The organism is Paenibacillus sp. NN59 (genome assembly GCF_057597225.1).
Genome location: NZ_CP199678.1, coordinates 1,497,300 through 1,515,715, shown reverse-complemented (window position 1 = coordinate 1,515,715; position 18,416 = coordinate 1,497,300). Strand labels below are relative to the sequence as shown.

The 18,416-nt window shown below is 45.4% G+C and carries 16 protein-coding genes; 6 read left to right on the top strand and 10 right to left on the bottom strand.

Annotated features, from left to right (window positions below; genetic code table 11):
• Positions 1–70 precede the first annotated feature (70 nt).
• From ku to ligD, 5 genes are all read left to right on the top strand, one after another.
• Positions 71–985 (top strand): non-homologous end joining protein Ku, encoded by a 915-nt coding sequence (gene ku / locus ACT89M_RS06480; RefSeq protein ID WP_154890840.1) that lies wholly within the window; start codon positions 71–73, stop codon positions 983–985.
• 414 nt (positions 986–1,399) lie between these two features.
• Positions 1,400–2,269, top strand: coding sequence for a VOC family protein (locus ACT89M_RS06475; protein WP_154890839.1), 870 nt, complete (start codon positions 1,400–1,402; stop codon positions 2,267–2,269).
• A 235-nt stretch (positions 2,270–2,504) separates the two neighbouring features.
• The gene (locus ACT89M_RS06470; protein ID WP_487345076.1) at positions 2,505–3,602 is read left to right on the top strand and encodes a GerAB/ArcD/ProY family transporter; all 1,098 of its coding nucleotides are present in this window, start codon (positions 2,505–2,507) and stop codon (positions 3,600–3,602) included.
• Between the two features lie 64 nt (positions 3,603–3,666).
• Positions 3,667–4,626: an ATP-dependent DNA ligase gene (locus tag ACT89M_RS06465; protein WP_154890837.1), complete on the top strand. Its 960-nt coding sequence runs from the start codon at positions 3,667–3,669 to the stop codon at positions 4,624–4,626.
• A gap of 14 nt (positions 4,627–4,640) precedes the next feature.
• Positions 4,641–5,531, top strand: a complete 891-nt coding sequence (gene ligD / locus ACT89M_RS06460) for a non-homologous end-joining DNA ligase (protein ID WP_308722444.1) — start codon at positions 4,641–4,643, stop codon at positions 5,529–5,531.
• A gap of 66 nt (positions 5,532–5,597) precedes the next feature.
• Here ligD and ACT89M_RS06455 read toward each other — a convergent pair whose 3' ends face one another.
• Both ACT89M_RS06455 and cls read right to left on the bottom strand, forming a co-directional pair.
• Entirely contained in the window at positions 5,598–6,509 is a 912-nt protein-coding gene (locus tag ACT89M_RS06455; RefSeq protein WP_145333276.1) for a YitT family protein, read from the bottom strand.
• A gap of 355 nt (positions 6,510–6,864) precedes the next feature.
• A complete protein-coding gene (gene cls, locus ACT89M_RS06450) occupies positions 6,865–8,304 on the bottom strand; it encodes a cardiolipin synthase (RefSeq protein WP_308722443.1) in 1,440 nt (479 codons plus the stop codon).
• Positions 8,305–8,625: 321 nt separating this feature from the next.
• Here cls and ACT89M_RS06445 point away from each other — a divergent pair, with 321 nt between their 5' ends.
• Entirely contained in the window at positions 8,626–9,978 is a 1,353-nt protein-coding gene (locus ACT89M_RS06445; protein ID WP_090918245.1) for a hemolysin family protein, read from the top strand.
• An 80-nt stretch (positions 9,979–10,058) separates the two neighbouring features.
• Here the strand turns inward: ACT89M_RS06445 and ACT89M_RS06440 are convergent, their stop codons facing one another.
• The 8 genes from ACT89M_RS06440 to ACT89M_RS06405 all read right to left on the bottom strand — a co-directional run bounded on the left by ACT89M_RS06440 (position 10,059) and on the right by ACT89M_RS06405 (position 18,402).
• Positions 10,059–11,135: an AI-2E family transporter gene (locus tag ACT89M_RS06440; protein WP_154958541.1), complete on the bottom strand. Its 1,077-nt coding sequence runs from the start codon at positions 11,133–11,135 to the stop codon at positions 10,059–10,061.
• Positions 11,136–11,263: 128 nt separating this feature from the next.
• On the bottom strand, positions 11,264–12,064 hold the full coding sequence (locus tag ACT89M_RS06435) for an ABC transporter permease (protein ID WP_373323226.1): 801 nt from the start codon (positions 12,062–12,064) through the stop codon (positions 11,264–11,266).
• Positions 12,048–12,959 (bottom strand): ABC transporter ATP-binding protein, encoded by a 912-nt coding sequence (locus ACT89M_RS06430; protein ID WP_154890831.1) that lies wholly within the window; start codon positions 12,957–12,959, stop codon positions 12,048–12,050. The genes ACT89M_RS06435 and ACT89M_RS06430 overlap by 17 nt, the downstream gene beginning before the upstream one ends.
• Before the next feature lie 574 nt (positions 12,960–13,533).
• Positions 13,534–14,049 carry a hypothetical protein gene (locus tag ACT89M_RS06425; RefSeq protein ID WP_154958542.1) on the bottom strand — a complete coding sequence of 172 codons (516 nt, stop codon included), beginning with the start codon at positions 14,047–14,049 and terminating at the stop codon, positions 13,534–13,536.
• Between the two features lie 91 nt (positions 14,050–14,140).
• Positions 14,141–14,698 carry a VanZ family protein gene (locus tag ACT89M_RS06420; protein WP_487345075.1) on the bottom strand — a complete coding sequence of 186 codons (558 nt, stop codon included), beginning with the start codon at positions 14,696–14,698 and terminating at the stop codon, positions 14,141–14,143.
• Between the two features lie 28 nt (positions 14,699–14,726).
• On the bottom strand, positions 14,727–15,644 hold the full coding sequence (locus ACT89M_RS06415) for an LCP family glycopolymer transferase (protein ID WP_154958543.1): 918 nt from the start codon (positions 15,642–15,644) through the stop codon (positions 14,727–14,729).
• A gap of 41 nt (positions 15,645–15,685) precedes the next feature.
• Positions 15,686–17,017, bottom strand: a complete 1,332-nt coding sequence (locus tag ACT89M_RS06410) for a UDP-glucose dehydrogenase family protein (protein ID WP_154958544.1) — start codon at positions 17,015–17,017, stop codon at positions 15,686–15,688.
• Positions 17,014–18,402 (bottom strand): sugar phosphate nucleotidyltransferase, encoded by a 1,389-nt coding sequence (locus ACT89M_RS06405; protein WP_154890826.1) that lies wholly within the window; start codon positions 18,400–18,402, stop codon positions 17,014–17,016. The genes ACT89M_RS06410 and ACT89M_RS06405 overlap by 4 nt, the downstream gene beginning before the upstream one ends.
• Between the last annotated feature and the right edge of the window lie 14 nt (positions 18,403–18,416).

The window sequence follows — 18,416 nt, the reverse complement described above, 5'->3', positions numbered from 1 at the left end:
GTTTACGACTATCCCTTACAACAGCTGCCCATACTATTAACAAATAAGAAATTTGAAAGGAGTCGCCTTTATGCATACGGTCTGGAAAGGTGCAATCAGTTTTGGTCTCGTGCATGTCCCTGTCAAAATGTTCTCGGCTACGGAGGACAAAGATATCTCCATGCGTTACATTCATAACGTTTGCGGAAGTCCGCTCGCTTATGTACGCCAGTGCCCCTCCTGTGAGGTCGAAGTCAAATGGGAAGAGATCACCAAAGGCTATGAATATGAAAAGGGCAAATTTGTTCTTTTCGAAAAAGAAGAACTTGAGGCCTTAAACGAGTCCAGTAGCAAAACCATTACCATTCTGGATTTTGTGGATTTGACTGAAATTGACCCGATCTATTTTCAAAAAACCTATTATCTCTCTCCTGATCAGGCTGGTGGTAATGCCTATCAGCTTCTCATGAACGCCATGCGGGATACGGGAAAAATAGGCATTGCTAAAATCTCCATCCGCTCCAAAAGTAGTCTCGCCGCCATCCGCGTTCTGGAAGACTGCTTGTCGATGGAAACTATTTTTTACCCGGATGAGATCCGTCCCGTGTCTCAGGTTCCTAACCTTCCTGAAGTTCAAAATGTAAACGAAAAAGAACTCTCGATGGCCAAACTGCTAATCGACCAACTTTCAACTCCGTTTGAACCTGGTAAATATACAGATGATTATCGGGCAAAGTTGCTTGACCTCATTCAACACAAGGTTGCTGGGGAGGAGATCAAGATCGCTCCAGCCAAACCGGAAGCTAATGTGATGGATCTTATGGCTGCACTTCAAGCAAGTATTGAAGCAGTAAAGCCCATTCCTTCAGACCCTGGAACAACCACGGCTAAACCTAAAAAACGCGCTCCGCGCAAAACAACCGCCCAGGCTGTTGCTGGAGGAGAAACCGATGCTACACCTGCAACTCCGAAACGCAAAAAAGCCCCTGCTAAACCCAAAGCTTAAGCGTGCTGTTGGAGTAGGAGGGTTGGGGGCCCCGCTTGTATCTAACGGACCGGACGTAATTGGGTCACCATGATCCCAAAACTGCCCTATCGGTTCGTTAGCAAGTGGTGGTTCATTTATCTGTCACCACCCTCGACTCGCCACTATGACCATCCCCAATTAAACAAACATCTCAGAAACTTTTGATGAAACAATATCGACTAAGTTATTGACTAAACAAAGTAAATATTTTATATTAACTTATGAAAAGTAACTTATTTATATTTATAAAGTGATGATCTTCATTTTCAAAAAATAACATGTTTCAAGGCTCACTTTTACATCGATATGCACTTCGTTCCAATATTTTAATATTCACACATTCTAATTTGTGATTTGTTCACGATGAGAAGTCATTATAAGGAGGAAATAACCATGAGTACGACTTATCAAATCCCAGCCACAACCCATCTAGGTGAAGTCAGTCTCAAAATTAACAATCTGGATCGGTCCATCCAGTTTTATACGGACGTTGTTGGCCTTAAACTACTGACACGCCAAGATCATATTGCCACAATGACAGCGGACGGAAAGAACGTCCTTCTTCGCCTTGAAGAAGTGAGCAACAGCATCACTTTGCCCGAGCGCTCCCATGCCGGACTGTACCACTTTGCCATTCTGCTACCTGACCGCAAGTCGCTTGGACTTGCCGTTCGTAATCTTGTCGCATCCGGGATCGATATTGGTCAGGGAGATCACCTGGTGAGTGAAGCCTTTTATATCTCTGATCCCGATTTGAACGGGATTGAAATCTATGCCGATCGCCCTCGTGATACTTGGAAACGGGATGCTGACAATAATTACGTCATGGCAAGCGATCCAGTGGATGTGCAAAGCTTGTTTGATCTGTCGGCAAGTGAAACTTGGGATGGTTTGCCAGCTGGCACCGTTATCGGTCATGTTCACTTTCACGTTCGCAGTCTGGAGGAAGCCCGCAGCTTCTACTCCGGTATTCTCGGATTTGATGTTGTAGGCAACTTCGCGAATATGTCAGCACTGTTTGTGTCTGCCGGAGGCTACCATCACCATCTGGGACTTAATATTTGGGCCGGAGTTAACGCTCCAATCAATCCTGCCAATGCTACGGGAATCAACTATTTCACCATTGTGTATGCCCATAACCATGAAGTTGAGCAGGCCGTTGAACGTCTGCGCGAGTCTGGCGTTGAAGTACGTCCCGATGGTGTTGCATGGTATGCAGCAGACCCGCAAAACATCGGAATCCGCCTGATTGCAGAGGCCTAAAGCTCAATTCGTGTTACTTTGAACACAAACTGTTACCATCCATTCACTCTGCCGATTTCATTCTGCATTCCTTCTCTTGATCAAATTTGTTACTGCAAAAAAAGCCTGACCTCGTTCCTCCAAAGCTTCCTTAGGAGGTAAAGGGTCGGGCTTTTTTTATACTTCTGATAAAACCGTAAATATTGGTACATCCTAACTCAGACTTAAACATTGTCAGACGAAGGAGATTTATTGAATGATTGAAAAGGGACGTTTGACCGTCAGGCAACTTGCTTCGCTGATGTTCCTTTGCACAATCGGTGAGCAGATCCTCTTTTTCCCCTCGATGATCACATCTTATGCCCAGCAGGATGCCTGGATCTCTTCATTGCTTGGCGTAGGAGGCGGAATAGGTGTGCTTCTGATCATGCTCGCTGTATATCGCTTGGATCCGCGTCTGAATTTAATTGAACATGTACTCCGGGTGCTGGGGCCTTGGGTCGGTGCTGTGATCAGCGCATTCTATATTTTTTATTTTCTGATTGGTGCATCGACGTTTATCCGTGAAATGGGAGACTTTATGACGACAAACATTCTGAGAAATTCGCCATTATGGGTGTTGCACCTGACATTCATCTGCGCCCTGACTTGGGGATTGCGATCGGGACTCCCTAACATGGGAAGGACTGCCGAAATCCTGTTGCCTATCGTTGTCCTGTTCTTGATTATTCTCACCCTATGCCTACTCCCCAAGGCAGAGCTCGACAATATAAAACCCATTCTTGGTCGGGGATTCCTTGATCCGTTCAAAGGCTTTATCGCTGTACTTACATATCCGTACTGTGAATTATGTATTTTCATGATGTTATTGCCTTACACAGAGCAACGCCCTCATCTGAAAAGAGATTTTTTGCTCATGGGTATGATCGGCGGATTAATGTTAACGCTAACCATAAGTATATGTCTGCTTATTATGGGACCATTCATGACACAGCATTACTGGTTTACTTCATTTAATCTGTCCCGTCTGATTAACATTGGTAACTTTCTAGAACGCATTGAGGCTATTATGGCTTCCGTCTGGGGTATCGCTGTATTTTTCAAAAGTGTGCTCTTCTTCTACAGCTTTGTGCTTGGGCTCGCTCATCTGTTTGGCTTGTCCAGCTATCGGAATCTCATCTTCCCAGCGGCATTTCTTATTTTAACATGTTCCATCCTGATCGCTCCGAATGAAACCTTCTATCTGAAAGTGATCATTCCCTACTGGATTGACTGGGATTTAACCTGTGGCATTTTTCTGCCGCTGCTGTTGATCCTGATTCATCATTTGAAACATAAGTTGCAAAAACATTAATGCCCTCCACGCATTTGATTTAATCCTCACACGTGGCTGGCTTAAGGAAGGAAATGAGTAACACATGATCAAACCTGTTAGTCCGTTTGAACCTGTATCCCGAGACACTTTACCGACAGGCTCCCAGTGGATTGCCCAGATCAAGTGGGATGGTGTACGCATGCTCGCCTATGAGAACGGGCAAGAGTTACGGCTGGTCAATCGCAGGTTACACGACCGGACGACCCAGTATCCAGAACTAGTGGGACCGCGCAATCTATGCGAGGGCAACTCTTACATTTTGGACGGTGAGATCATCGCTCTCGATCCGGATACGGGACGCCCTTCCTTTTATCACGTACTTCGCCGGGATCGCATGAGCAAGCCGGATAACATTGCTCAAGCCAAACAGCAGATACCGATAACATATATGGTTTTTGACATTCTATATTACGATGGACAGTGGGTCACAGATCTGACACTATCCGCTCGTCAGCAGCTGCTTCACCAAGTGCTACATACCAGCACTCATGTTCAGGAAGTAACCAACTCAACGGATGCATCTACTTTGCTAAGCGTTATGAGGCAACATCAGATGGAAGGCATCGTCTGCAAGGATCTCACCAGCACCTACGGAATCGGTAGCAAGGACTCACGCTGGCAGAAGGTGAAGATCATGCATGATCTGTACGCCATGATCGGGGGTGTTACGTATCGCGATGGAATCGTTAACGCCGTTGCGATTGGCGTATATGACGGACCTCATTTTATCTATATTGGTCATGTAGGAACAGGGAAGTTGAACATTAATCGCTGGCGGGAACTCACTTCACAGGTGCAACCACTTATCATAAAGGATAGGCCGTTCCATAACATTCCTGAGCGTAGCGCAGAGACAACTTGGATACAACCCCAGATTGGACTTAAGGTGCAGTATATGGAACTGACGCATCATCGCACACTGAGACATCCTAGCATCCAAACCTTTGCAGAAGTAAAACGGGAGGACTGCCTGGCGAGCCAGTTACAACATGAATTCCAGTAAAAGGAGGTGAAGTGGTGCCACACAAAGTCAAAGGCTCCATCAAGATCGAGGGTGTAGAACTCACGGTTACGAATCCAGACAAGCTGTTATGGCCAGAGGCAGGGATTACCAAAGCCATCTATCTGCAAAAGTTGGCCGCACTGGCTCCTTATCTGCTAACCTACACTCACAACCGTTTACTGACAACCATTCGCTACCCTCATGGCGCTGGTGACACGTTCTTTTATCAGAAAAATGCACCGGAGCCTGTGCCTGATTTCGTTCATACACAGGATCATGAAGGTATACGGTATATTGTCATGAACGGGCTACTTGAACTTCTCTGGTTAGGAAATCTGGCCGCACTTGAATTCCATCCTTCGCTTCATGCGATTAACAGTACGCTACCCTGTGAATGGATGATTGATCTTGACCCTTCGATGGAGCACGAGCCGCGGATCATGCAGGCCGCCTTGATTGTAGGTGAAACATTGTCCTCCCTCGGGTTGCAATCCGTTCCCAAAACCTCTGGCGCCACAGGTGTTCAAATCATTGTACCAATTACTCCGGGTGTAACATTTGATGAGTTACGGGATATTGGTCATTTTGTAGGTAAATATGTCACGCAAAAACATCCTGATTTGTTTACGCTGGAACGGCTCAAAAAAGATCGGGGCGATCGAATTTACTTTGATTATCTCCAGCATTATGGCGGCAAAACATTAGCTGCTCCCTATACCCCTCGCGCAAAGCCACGGGGAACCGTCTCCACTCCCCTGACTTGGGATGAAGTGCGCCGTGATGTCTCTATTCAGGATTATCACCTCATGAATATTATTGAACGTCTGACAACCGTGGGCGACCTGATTGCAGCAGTGCCACCGCAACCTATGGAACTGATTCTGAAACATCTCAAGAAAAAATAGCCGATATCCTGAATCACAGGATATCGGCTATTGGTATAGTAGAGTCATATCGAGCAGAAAGCTTCGCTAATGGATGCCTTTTTTCTTGAAGCGTCCGCCCTTCACATCGTGAATGTTACCGATAGCTACAAAGGCCTGCGGGTCCCAGTCCTCAACAATGGACTTCAGCTTGGCTTCTTCCAGACGAGTGATGACCACAAAAATGATCTTTTTCTCATCCCCGCTGAATCCGCCTTCTCCGTCCAGATACGTTACACCACGTCCGAGACGATCTGTCAACGCGGAACCGATATCACGATACTTCTCACTGATAATCCAGACCGACTTGGACTGATCCAGCCCTTCATTCACGATATCAATCATCTTCATGGCAATATAATAAGCAATCATCGAGTACAGAGCGTTCGGCCAGCCGAATACGAATCCAGCACCCGCGAAAATAAATACGTTAATAATCAATACGATCTGTCCCACAGACAGCGGTGATTTCTCACTAAACAAAATAGCAACGATCTCTGTACCGTCCAGTGAACCACCTGAACGAATGACGAGACCTACTCCCACACCCAGAATTAATCCGCCGAATACGGCACCGAGAAGCGGTTCACCCGGCGTGAGTGCTGGAACTTTGTGCAGTAGCGATGTTCCAATTGACATCACGACGATCCCCAGCAAAGTAGATAATGCAAAGGTCTTACCAATCTGCTTGTAACCAAGGATTAGAAAAGGCATATTGAGCAAAGTCAGAAAAATCCCCAGCGGCAGATGTGTAAGCTCTGAAACCATAATCGAGATCCCCGTGATACCGCCGTCGATGACGCCGTTTGGCACGAGGAATACTTCAAGCGATACAGCCATAAGCACAGCACCGATCAGGATCATTACAATACGTTGCAGAAATTTCAGCGTAAACACCGAGCTTTTGACGCCGCGGTCGGCTTGCTTGGCCGTTAATTCTTTCACCGTTACATTGGACATGGTATCCCCCCCCGTAAAATCAGAATGTGAATCCATTTTATATATCCATTAAATCACTCCACGGGGAAGCTGCATGTAGAAAACGAGCCAAACTGTATTCTTCATGTACTTTAACCCACCATCAAAACGGGCATCTAAAGGCGATATAAAATAGATTCAAGATGTACTGCTTGCCGGATCACACTTCCAAAAGAGAGCAAAAGGGAGCCTGTTTCCCCAGACTCCCCCTCCTTCATCACGACATGATTTATGTAACTATTATATCATAAAAGATCAAATTGGAGCAAAATACTTAGCAAAAAGAAGATAAATTCAAAAAAAGTGAATTTATCTTCAGAAATCTGCCCTAAATCGGCTAAAGAAGCGGAGAAAGCATGCGAGAAAGCATTTCAGCCCCTTTTTGCAGACGTGAGCGATGTTGGAAAGCGAAAGTATCTATTTGGCTACACTCCTCTAGGTCACGTTCAAAATCATGCATCAGACGATGAATCGCAGAGCTTTCAAACAATACAGCCGTCAATTCAAAATTATAAAAGAAACTGCGCATATCCATGTTGGCCGTCCCTACTGTCGCCAGTAATTCATCGACAATCATCACTTTGGCATGCACAAAACCTTTGCGGTATTGATAAAATTTCACACCGGCACGTAGCAACTCTTCAACATAAGAAAGAGATGCCAGATGCACTAACCGTGAATCGGATTGATACGGAATAATAATTCGCACATCCACTCCACTGACCGCAGCGGTCTTGAGAGCCTCGTAAAGAGCTGGATCAGGAATGAAATACGGTGTTGTAATATATATCCGTTCACAGGCTACTGAAATCGCCCCAAAACACATCTCCTGAATGGCGTCCCAATCTTGATCAGGTCCACTACCTAAAATCTGAATTCGTTCTCCGCCGCTGCAAATATGAGGTGGAAACAACTCTCCGAGCTGCGGCTCCATAATCCGTTTTCCCGAGGCCAGCTTCCAGTCGTTAAGAAACGTGCTTTGCAGGAAATAGACAGCATCTCCTTCAATCTGCACATGGGTATCTCTCCAAAATCCAACCTCCGGGTATTGACCCAGATAGTCATCTCCGACGTTAATACCGCCAACAAAACCAACCTTCCCGTCCACAACTACAATTTTACGGTGGTTTCGGTAATTAACTCTGCGATCAATCGTCGCAATGAGCGGTGGCAGGAAAAAATGAAACTCAACACCCGCATCCTGAAGCTTGCGGATAAAACTCCAGCTCAGTTTATGACTGCCAAGCCCGTCACAGATGAACCTGACTTTAACTCCTTCCTGCGCTTTACGGATCATGACCTGTTGAAAGCGAGTACCGATCACATCATCTCTGAAAATATAGAACTCGACATGTAGATGGTGCTTCGCCTTCTCCATCTCTCTAAGCATAGCGGCAAATGCCTCTTCCCCATTGGTAAGCACTTTACTCCGGTTACATCCCGTAATCGGGCTTTCGGACAAGTGGGATAACAGGTTGAATAAACGTTGCTGGTGGTTATACCTATCCCCTGGCATTTGGGCAATCTCTTCTATAATGTGCGCCTGTTTCCAGATCGTTTCCCGCATTTCTCTGAAGATGCGGGACCCGCCCTTTCGCAGCTTTTTGCGTTTACTGTAGTCCTGAGCCACGAAATAATACACAACAAATCCGACTAAGGGCACACAAAATAAGATGAACAGCCAAGCCACTGCTTTGGCTGGATTGCGGAACTCCAGCACAAGAATCGTAGCCGCTTGAAAAATAAAAACAAGTAAAATAATGACCAGCCAGAACATGTGGCCTCCCCCTTAGTACATACGCTATAATATTTTAATTGTCTGTTTTGTAATATTCCGTAATCTGGATCTCCATCCTTTTCTTCGCTCTCATTCTAAACAGCTTTGACGATATTGTTCCCAGCTAATCATAGATACCCAATGTAGACCTCATTCGTAACGAATACTTAGATAAAACTTTACATAACCTAACTTCAACACTGTTTTGCATAACTCCCTTTCCAGACTCTTCCTCTTTTCTTCCGGTAAAGGTGGTCTTCTTACGTAAAATTAGATATAATACTCGTTAAAACTTATTACATAAAAGGAGAAGAGTAGTGAATGGACAGTGAGAGGTATGCGTTAAATTTGGTTTTGGTTGCATTTTTGATAGGGTTATCGGCATTTTTCGTGGCAGTGGAGTTCGCTCTGGTACGGGTTCGTCCGAGTCGGATCGACCAAATGATTGCAGAAGGGAACAAACGGGCGCTCGCTGTGAAGCAGGCCGTCGCTAACCTAGACGGATATCTGTCTGCTTGTCAGCTTGGGATTACGATTACGTCTCTCGGACTGGGCTGGCTCGGTGAACCCACGGTAGAGAAAATCCTCCACCCGGTGTTCGAAAGCATGAGCATCCCAGATGCACTCGCTTCATTTTTGTCCTTTGTCATTGCCTTTGTAGCGATCACGTATTTACACGTTGTTGTGGGTGAGCTTGCACCCAAAACGATAGCGATCCGCAAAGCCGAGACTGTCGCACTGTTGACGTCCGGTCCTATCATCTTGTTTAACCGAGTGATGTATCCTTTTATCTGGCTGTTAAACGGCTCTGCGAACCAACTGGTCAAATTGTTTGGCATCAAGCCTGCTTCGGAACATGAAGACGCACACTCTGAAGAAGAGCTCCAGATCATTATTAACGAGAGCTTTGAGAGTGGTAAAATCAATCAGGCGGAATTTGGGTATGTTAGCCGAATTTTTGCATTTGATGAGATGCTGGCCAAAGAGATCATGGTTCCCCGGACCGACATGGTCTGCCTTTATCTAAATAAAACGAACGAGGAAAATCTAGAGATCATTCGTGAAGAGCAATACACTCGCTTTCCAGTCGTTAATGAGAGCAAAGACGATATTATCGGTATCATTAATACGAAACAATTTTTCTTAGAACTGTATGGTAATGATGAACCCGTCGACCTGTCTTCCCTCATTCAGCCCGTTTCGGCTGTTCATGAGACAACTCCAGTCAAGGATCTGCTTAAAAAAATGCAGAAGGATGGCGTGCATATTGCTGTTCTCGTCGACGAGTATGGAGGCACGTCGGGGATTGTAACGATTGAAGACGTATTGGAGCAGATTGTTGGTGAGATTCGCGATGAGTTCGACGCAGACGAAGAAGAAGAAATTCAGATTGTGAATGAGCATTATATCATCATGGATGGTAAGGTTTCGCTGTCCAAGGTCAACGATATGTTCATGTCTTCGCTTGATGCGGACGAGTGGGATACGATTGGTGGATGGCTGTACAGTCACCGTCCGGAGATGAACGAACAGGAAGAGTACGAATACGAAAACCTGACCTTTGTCCTGCTGGAAAAAGATAAAAATCGCTTCTACAAGGTGGCTATCGTCCCGAAAGAACCACTGAATATGTCAGACTACACCGATGAAGACGAGAAAGAAACAAACGTTTGATTTAAAAGGTCTGTCCACGTCATTTCCGACGTGGACAGACCTTTTCTTTATGCTGAGGGATGAAATATCTTACCTACTTCTTATTTGGCATCTGCTCGATCTTCAACAATCCGGTTCTGGATTTTCTTAAATATAATCTTGAGGATCATGTAGAGCGGAATAATAATAATCATACCTAGAATGTTGCCAAGATCGGCTCCAACGAGCAACAGGATCACCGTAGTCAGCGGATGAATATCGAGCTGTTTGCCATACACATAAGGAGAGATGAGATTATCCTGTATTTGCTGTGCAATGACGATAATGATCAGAGACCAGAGAGCCATGGAAGGCGAGTCGATAAAAGCAACAATCACAACAGGAATCGCCGCCAGTAGCGCCCCTACATAAGGGATAAAGTTCAGAATAATGGACACAACCGTTAACAATAGCGCATAAGGCAACCCGATAAGAAGAAAACCGATAAACATGAGAATGCCCAGCGCCACATTAACGATAACCCGGCCTACAATATAATTGCTCAGAGCCTCATCAATTTCATGCACCGTCTCTTCCCCGTCTTTTCGGTAATGTCTCGGCAATAACAGCGTCAAGTTGGTTCCAAATTTGCTGCCTTCCTTGAGCATGTAATAGAGCATAATCGGAAATGTTGCCAAAATAATGACCAAGTTGGACACGACGGAAAATAGACCAGAGACATAATCCGTAACCTGCGTAATCCCCTGACTTAAATACTTGGACAATCTGGTAAACAAGTCCGAATTCTCAGGCAGGTAACGGGCAAGAAAACGATTGTTTTCCAGTGCTTTAATCTGCTCTACAAGAGATGACACAAGCTTAGGTGTATTTTCGATAAAATTCCATAACTGCTCCCGCAGGGAAGGCCACACGAGAACGCTGAATCCTGCGATGAGGAGTCCAACAGCCACATAAATAATCAGGACAGACAGTGCCCTTTTGATTTTGTGCCGCTCCATGAAGTCCACGAGCGGACGCAACAGATAGTAGAAAAATCCTGCGATCAAGAGCGGGATAATAATGATATGAATCAGCGAAGTGAGAGGGCGGAAAATAAAGTTGACTTTATCCCCCAAATACACGATCAGCAACAGTAAAATAATTGCTGTGCATATGCGGTAAAATTTGTTGTTAATCAAGAAAAATGATCCCTCCATGCGCTGCCATGCCAAAGTGACTGCGACGATAATATGATTCTAACATTACAATACCAGTATGTACCCTGAATAGACAGCTATGCCACATGAAAACAAAAAAGAGGCAGGAGTTAACCTGCCACATCTCTTTTGTTGAACACAACCCAGGAAATCACCATAAAGATGACATAATATGCAGCGAGAACTGCCAAGGAGAACCCGAGAGTCATGCCCTCACTTGCTCCATTCATCAAGCCCATATCCGATGAAGAGTTCATATATTTGCTCAAGTTCATATTATTGAACAGAACATATTTAGCCCATTCATAACGATCCGGATTAAAGATCAGCGAGAATATATTTTGTGTAAACATAATAAACAAGGACAAACCAATCGCAAGTGCACCTGAACGAAATACCGAGGAGACCATAAAGGCAATCGCAAGTGTAATAAACAAGTCGATATACAGATATCCCCATCTCGTAAACGCATCAGCTGCGATTATACTGCTGTCTACCGAAACCTCATGGGAGAAGAGAATATACGAGCTAAGCATGGCCATACCAATCACCAGTAGTGTGCTTAATATACTAAAACCTACTACAGTGAGATATTTGGAAGCCAAAATTTTACTGCGTGACCATGGTCGGATAAGTAACAGTTTAATGGTTCCCCATGTAAATTCACCCGCCACCGTTTCTGCTGCAATGACTACACAGAAGATGGTGTTCAGAAAAAATGCAATCTGAACTGTTGTAGCCGCAGGCTGCCAAAACAAGGTATCACTTGACCCCATGCCTTCTCTCATTAAGACAGGCATGAGTAACGAGATCAGAACAAGAATAGCTAACATAATCCAGGTACGTACACGACGGAACACCTTCATATTTTCATTCAGTAGCAGATTGCCGAAACTACCCAATGCCGCCACCTCCAGTCACTTGCAAAAATTGATCTTCCAGCGTACGAGTCACACTACGAATGGCATAAACCTGCACGCCTTCACGTACCAGTTTGGCATTGACCGCAGGAATCTGTTCTCGAGAGAGAGACAACACGATAACCTTACCCTGAATAACTGCCTCACCCTCCATGAGTTCAACAGCACGTTCAGCGTCATCGACTTCAAACGCAACTTCAATTAAAGCATCTGAACCTTGCTCATCCCGCAGATTTCGAACATCAATCAGTTTACCGTTCTGAATAATAGCTACGGTGTCACACATCAATTCCATCTCGGACAACAGATGGCTTGATACAAACACGGTGATCCCCTCTTCGTGGGTGAGGAGCCGCAGATAATCTCTCAACTCCCTTATGCCCTGTGGGTCGAGACCGTTCGTTGGCTCATCCAGAACTAACAGCTTAGGTCTATGTAATATAGCCTGTGCGACACCAAGGCGCTGACGCATACCCAAAGAATAGGTTTTTACCTTGTCATGAATCCGCGCTGTTAGGCCCACACGCTCAATGGTCTCTGCAATACGTTCCTTGGTAACGCCAGGTGACATACGGGCAAAATGCACCAGATTCTGATATCCGGTCAGAAACTTGTACATCTCCGGATTTTCCACAATCGCCCCCACTTGGGCTATCGCCTCTTCAAACTCATTCTTTACACTGTGTCCGGAGATGAAAATATCTCCTTTACTAATGGACATCAGACCTACCATCATTCGAATCGTTGTTGTTTTCCCCGCGCCATTTGGTCCTAAAAAACCAAAAACCTGCCCCGGAGAAATATCCAGGGTCAGGTCACTGACCAATGATCGGGAGGAAATGATTTTACTGACGCCTTGAAGTCGGACGACCGGCTCCTGCTGCATTCAATCCTCTCCTTCATGGACGGGCTTATTTCATGCCCGTTTCTCATATGAGCATAGTGTATCATAATCTTTAGTATATTGTCCTGCAAACTGGGACTTACCTTCTCGTTTTGACTCAACTACACACGCCTCACAGCATCCAAGTGGCATTTCACTCCGGTAAAATCCAGTACGAAACACGTGATTGCCTCCATTGCCCTCTGGCTTCTGGGCGGCGTCTCTAGCGACCGACACAATCATCCCACAACTGACACAGTAAAAGCGGCCCGTTTCATTCAATGGAATACCTTCCCCTCACAGGGAGTCTCTAGTCCCTGTTATTTGTCGTTAGACGCTGAAAATTGATACATTTTGTATCCTAATTCGTAATTTACTTGACACCGGGACTATTGTCAAGCTTTTTAAGCATGGATTTAGGTTGAAAATTCAAAAAAACGCTATAAATGCGACAAAAGTCTCGCATTTATAGCGCTTGATCAAGGACTAATGATACAAAACGGTATATTCAACCTCCATTTACATTACAACCTATGTAACATTTACTCCTCATCCTGATATTGCACCCTATCATGCATCACGATGAAGTTTCAGTGTTGTGTTTCCTCTCATCTGGATAATACCATAACAGCGTCCACTGCTTACCATCCTGCACAAGGTAACAGATCTGCACAAGATCAAACTTCCCAAAGGTTCCGGAATACGTTTGTGTAACTTTGATTTTGTATGCTTCGGGAAAGGGCTGCACGCCCTGAATGATCTCCACATCAAATTCCCGCTCTGGCGGTTCCATCTCCAGTTCAAACGTCTGCACACCAAAATGCTGCATAAAAATGTGAGCTCTATTCTGCACATAGGCACTCTTCGGAAACCGCTCTTTCATTAAAGGATGAAAAAGCTCCCAGGAGCTTCCGAAGTCACCCGTTTGCTCGTATTTGTAAAACTCTTCTGCTACAGCAGCAGCCTCTGTAGGCGCATCTGCACGAAACAGTGCAGGTACACTCCTAATAATCAGCCACAGCAAAAGCACTACAAATAAAATAAGTCCACTTTTTTTGAACAGTGCATTGCGGTTTCTTCTTCTTATCATCATTCAGCCCCCTTGTCCTGCCTACCCCATATGTATGATGGTTTGCAAACAAGTAGAAGCTATGCCTGGACTACACACTGCATTTCCTGGGAAATCAATGATGTCTCCTACCCAGCAAAGCTCGAATTCCTGTATAAACCGCGATGCCACAACTTCCGCCAATCAAGTCTACACCGACATCCCAGATTGAACTCGTACGATTGGGGCTGAACTGTTGGATATACTCGTCAATGGAGGCAATCACTGCAACGAACATCAGCGCCACCGTAATACAAGTTATGACTCTCACCCGTTTGTAACGCAGACTGCCATAGATTAATACTGCGAGTACAGCGTAGATTAATAGATGCGCAGTCTTGCGAAAGAGGAATTCTACAAAAGCATAAGGCCTTTCTCTTAGTGAATACTCGTGCCCATTATAAAACAGGTGCACATCGGGCAATGTCACCCCGATGTGCACCTGTTTGGTCAAACGTTGAAGCCATGGCTGAATATTTTGCTGTTGATAGGATTGGGAAGACATCAGCCAGATTATCGCAATCCAGACCCCTGCTAGCATTAGCCAAAACAACATTTTATACGAACGATTCTTCCGTTGATATTTCTGTTTTCTTGTTTCTCTTCCCTCCGCATTCAGCAATGTTTTCACCACTTTCCTTGCTGTTTCACGGACGTTGCCCTTACTGTTCTAGGTGCTGCGTCAGTAATCCGTGAATGCGCTCCTTTTCCTCTTGACCTACAATAAAATAATAAATACCGTTGATCTTCTCGCCTTTTCCCTTGATCTCAACTGTATCGATTTCTTCCAGGTCGCTACGATAATCCAGAAGCAGTTCTTTCATCTCATCAAATGTCAGATCTGTTCTGACATGTGTACCCAGCTCATCTAACATATTCTGAAGGTGAAGCACACTGGAGAATTGCATCGTATTTTTGAGCATCTGCTTCAGGACCTCTCGCTGACGATCATTCCTTCCCAAGTCGCCCTTCGGATCATCATAACGCATTCTGGAGAACCCGAGAGCAGCGACACCATCCAGATGAATATTGCCCTGCTCATAACGTTTACCCTCATAGTCAAAGGCAAACGGGTTGTTTACATCCACACCACCAACAAGATCAATGATTTTGGAGAACCCCTCCATATCTACTTTCATATAATAGTGAATGGGAATTCCCAAAAATTGTTCGACTGTTGCAAGAGACATATCCACGCCCCCAAAGGCGTAAGCATGATTGATTTTGTCTTCGGTGTTGCGTCCTACAATTTCCGTTCGTGTATCTCGCGGAATATTAAACATCAGCACTTTCTTTTTCCCCGGATTCACACTTAGAACAATCATCGTATCTGAACGTCCTCGATCATTCTGGCGTTCATCTACCCCCAGGATCAAGGCATTAAAGGGCTCTTTGCGATTGAGTTCAACCTGGAGTCCGCCCTTCGCATCGGTTACCGAAACAGGCTTTACGGGATTACGAGGCTCATAAATCTGATCAGCGGTTGATTTAACCGATTGATAGAGATAGATCGCATAACCAAATACAACGATGATTAAAAGGGAAACGATCCAAGCCGTCCATTTCATCCACTTTTTCATGGGGATCTTCCTCACTCATATTGTTGATATTCACTGACAGATTAGATAATTGCTGTTGCTTTCCCTTCCACCTTCACGAGACCTGGACGTCCGACAGAATAATAGTGGAAGGCAGATGCTTGAATCTGCTCCGCACTATACACATTACGACCATCAATCATCACAGGCTCCTTCATCGTTTGGGCTAAGGTTGTCAGATCAACCTGGGCAAATTCCTTCCATTCTGTCAGTACACATAGCGCATCCGCGTCTTGAGCAGCATGAAGCGGGCTATCCTCCCACGAAATCGAGGCAATGTCGATCTCTTTACGGAAGTTAGCCGTTGCAATCGGATCGTAGGCCCTGACCGATGCTCCAGCATCAATAAGATGTTGAACAATATCAATGGCTGGTGCGTCTCGCACATCATCGGTATCCGGTTTAAACGCCAGTCCCCAGATAGCAATTGTTTTGCCTGCGAGTGACCCCAGCGCTTCCTCCAGCTTGTAGATCACTTGCATACGTTGGTCCTGATTGACTTGCACTACAGATTTCAACAGTCTGAAATCATAATCCACCATACCTGCAATCTGGATCAGCGCCTGTGTATCTTTAGGAAAACAAGAGCCGCCATAACCGATCCCTGCCTTCAAAAAAGCAGACCCGATGCGTTTATCGTACCCCATGCCTTCTGCAACACGTGTAACATCCGCCCCAACTTTCTCACAAATATTCGAAATTTCATTAATAAATGATATTTTGGTTGCCAGAAATGCATTGGATGCGTATTTAATCATCTCCGCTGAGCGGATATCTGTAATAATCAGATTACTTGTTAATGGCCGATGAAGTTTCTTTAACGTCTGGATGGCCCGATCACTGCTCGTGCCGATGACAATCCGGTCGGGGTTAAGCGTATCCTTGATAGCGGAGCCTTCTCGCAAAAACTCGGGAACAGAGGCCACGTCAAAGGGCTGGGAGGATATGCTGCGAATCAGATCGCGGATACGGTCATTAGTACCTACAGGAACCGTGCTTTTAGTCACGATGATTTTGTAGCTTTCGAGATGGGTGCCGATCTCCATAGCCACTTGCTCTACATAACTCAGATTCGCCTCACCGTTTGGTAGAGAAGGTGTACCTACGGCTATAAAGACAATATCTGACTGGTGTATCGCCTCACCAATGTTTGAGGTAAACGACAGTTTACCTGCTTGCGTATTGGAAATCATCAACTCTTTAAGACCAGGTTCGTAGATTGGAACGACGCCCTCATTCAGCATTTGTACTTTTTCCTCATTGTTGTCTACACAGATCACCTGGTTGCCAATCTCCGAAAAACAAACCCCTGATACCAGACCTACGTAGCCTGTTCCAATCACCGCAATATTCATCTTGTTTTCCCCCAATTCACGCAATTTTGGATAATATCTTCCCATTCCATCTCAACGCGAACGATGTCCTCTTCCACCAGTTCACTGCCCATCTGCACCTCAATAATTTCGAGTTCGGTCAACGCTTTGACACTGTGCTTCCCTCCTGCCGGAATCACAATGACATCTCCTTGATGAAGCGGTCTGAGCTCGCCGTCCATAATGAATTCACCTTGTCCCGAGACAACGGTCCATACTTCATTTCGTTTGAGATGGTACTGGTACGAAAAGTTTTTATGGGGCTCGATGATGATGCGTTTGGTTAATACTTCTTCGCCTTTTTTATTGCGTGTGTAATCAAGCACTCTGTAACAGCCCCAACGACGTTCTTCATACATGGGGCGCTCAGCGCTATCTTTTAACACTTCCTTGATCTGAGGACTCGCCTCTTTTTCACTGACCAGAATGCCATCAGGACTTGTTGCCACGATCAAGTTGGATACTCCCAGTACGCAGACCGGAATGTTTAATTCATTAATCAGATGTGTGTTCACCGTACTGTTCGTCATGACACCTTTGCCCACAATATTGGTACTCATCTCATCTGTCAGCGTGTTCCATGTACCAAGGTCTTTCCAGTACCCCTCGTAAGGTGTAACCACAATATGCTGAGCCTTCTCCACCACTTGATAATCAAAGCTGATTTTCTGCAGTCTCCCGTACTGTTTCAACATTTCTTCATACTGGATAGGCAGTTCAAGCGAGATGAGCAGATTAATCAAATAATTGAGTTTGAATGCAAAAACCCCGCAATTCCAAAGGGCAGATTGTTCGATCATCTCTGCCGCTTCAGCTTCACGGGGTTTCTCTTGAAAACGGGATACTTTGGCGTAACGTTGTTCTTCTTTAGTTTCAGACCGCTCTGGAATGATGTAACCATACTTTTCCGAAGGATACGTGGGTTTCACGCCAATTAACGCAAGCTCTGCACCGGAGTCATCCAGCACGTCCTCCAGCTCTGTTACTTTATAAAAGAAGGACTCCTCCACATAGGGATCAACCGGAAGCATGGCTACCGTTTCATTTAAGCTGGCTCCCTGCACGGAGTACAAATATACGGCCGCCAAGGCGATTGCGGGGAAGGTATCTCTTCGTTCAGGCTCAACGACCAGATCCACTTCATAACCCAACTGACTTCGCAAAATCTCCACCTGCGGTTTGCTCGTTGCTATCGTTGCTTGGCCACTTAACCCCGTGTGCTGCAATTGCCTCCATACGCGCTGTACCATCGATTCCGTCTGTCCGTCCTCGCCTTCAAGCACCTTCAGGAATTGCTTGGATCTCGTGTCGTTGGACAAAGGCCATAACCGTTTACCTGATCCACCGGAGAGAAGTACGATTCTCAATGCAACCACTCCAC

Bases quoted from the DNA above. Each gene is read 5' to 3' on its own strand.
- ku (WP_154890840.1), top strand. From the start codon at position 71: ATGCATACGGTCTGGAAAGGTGCAATCAGTTTTGGTCTCGTGCATGTC.
- ACT89M_RS06475 (WP_154890839.1), top strand. From the start codon at position 1,400: ATGAGTACGACTTATCAAATCCCAGCCACAACCCATCTAGGTGAAGTC.
- ACT89M_RS06470 (WP_487345076.1), top strand. From the start codon at position 2,505: ATGATTGAAAAGGGACGTTTGACCGTCAGGCAACTTGCTTCGCTGATG.
- ACT89M_RS06465 (WP_154890837.1), top strand. From the start codon at position 3,667: ATGATCAAACCTGTTAGTCCGTTTGAACCTGTATCCCGAGACACTTTA.
- ACT89M_RS06455 (WP_145333276.1), bottom strand. From the start codon at position 6,509: ATGTCCAATGTAACGGTGAAAGAATTAACGGCCAAGCAAGCCGACCGC.
- cls (WP_308722443.1), bottom strand. From the start codon at position 8,304: ATGTTCTGGCTGGTCATTATTTTACTTGTTTTTATTTTTCAAGCGGCT.
- ACT89M_RS06445 (WP_090918245.1), top strand. From the start codon at position 8,626: ATGGACAGTGAGAGGTATGCGTTAAATTTGGTTTTGGTTGCATTTTTG.
- ACT89M_RS06430 (WP_154890831.1), bottom strand. From the start codon at position 12,959: ATGCAGCAGGAGCCGGTCGTCCGACTTCAAGGCGTCAGTAAAATCATT.
- ACT89M_RS06425 (WP_154958542.1), bottom strand. From the start codon at position 14,049: ATGATGATAAGAAGAAGAAACCGCAATGCACTGTTCAAAAAAAGTGGA.
- ACT89M_RS06415 (WP_154958543.1), bottom strand. From the start codon at position 15,644: ATGAAAAAGTGGATGAAATGGACGGCTTGGATCGTTTCCCTTTTAATC.
- ACT89M_RS06410 (WP_154958544.1), bottom strand. From the start codon at position 17,017: ATGAATATTGCGGTGATTGGAACAGGCTACGTAGGTCTGGTATCAGGG.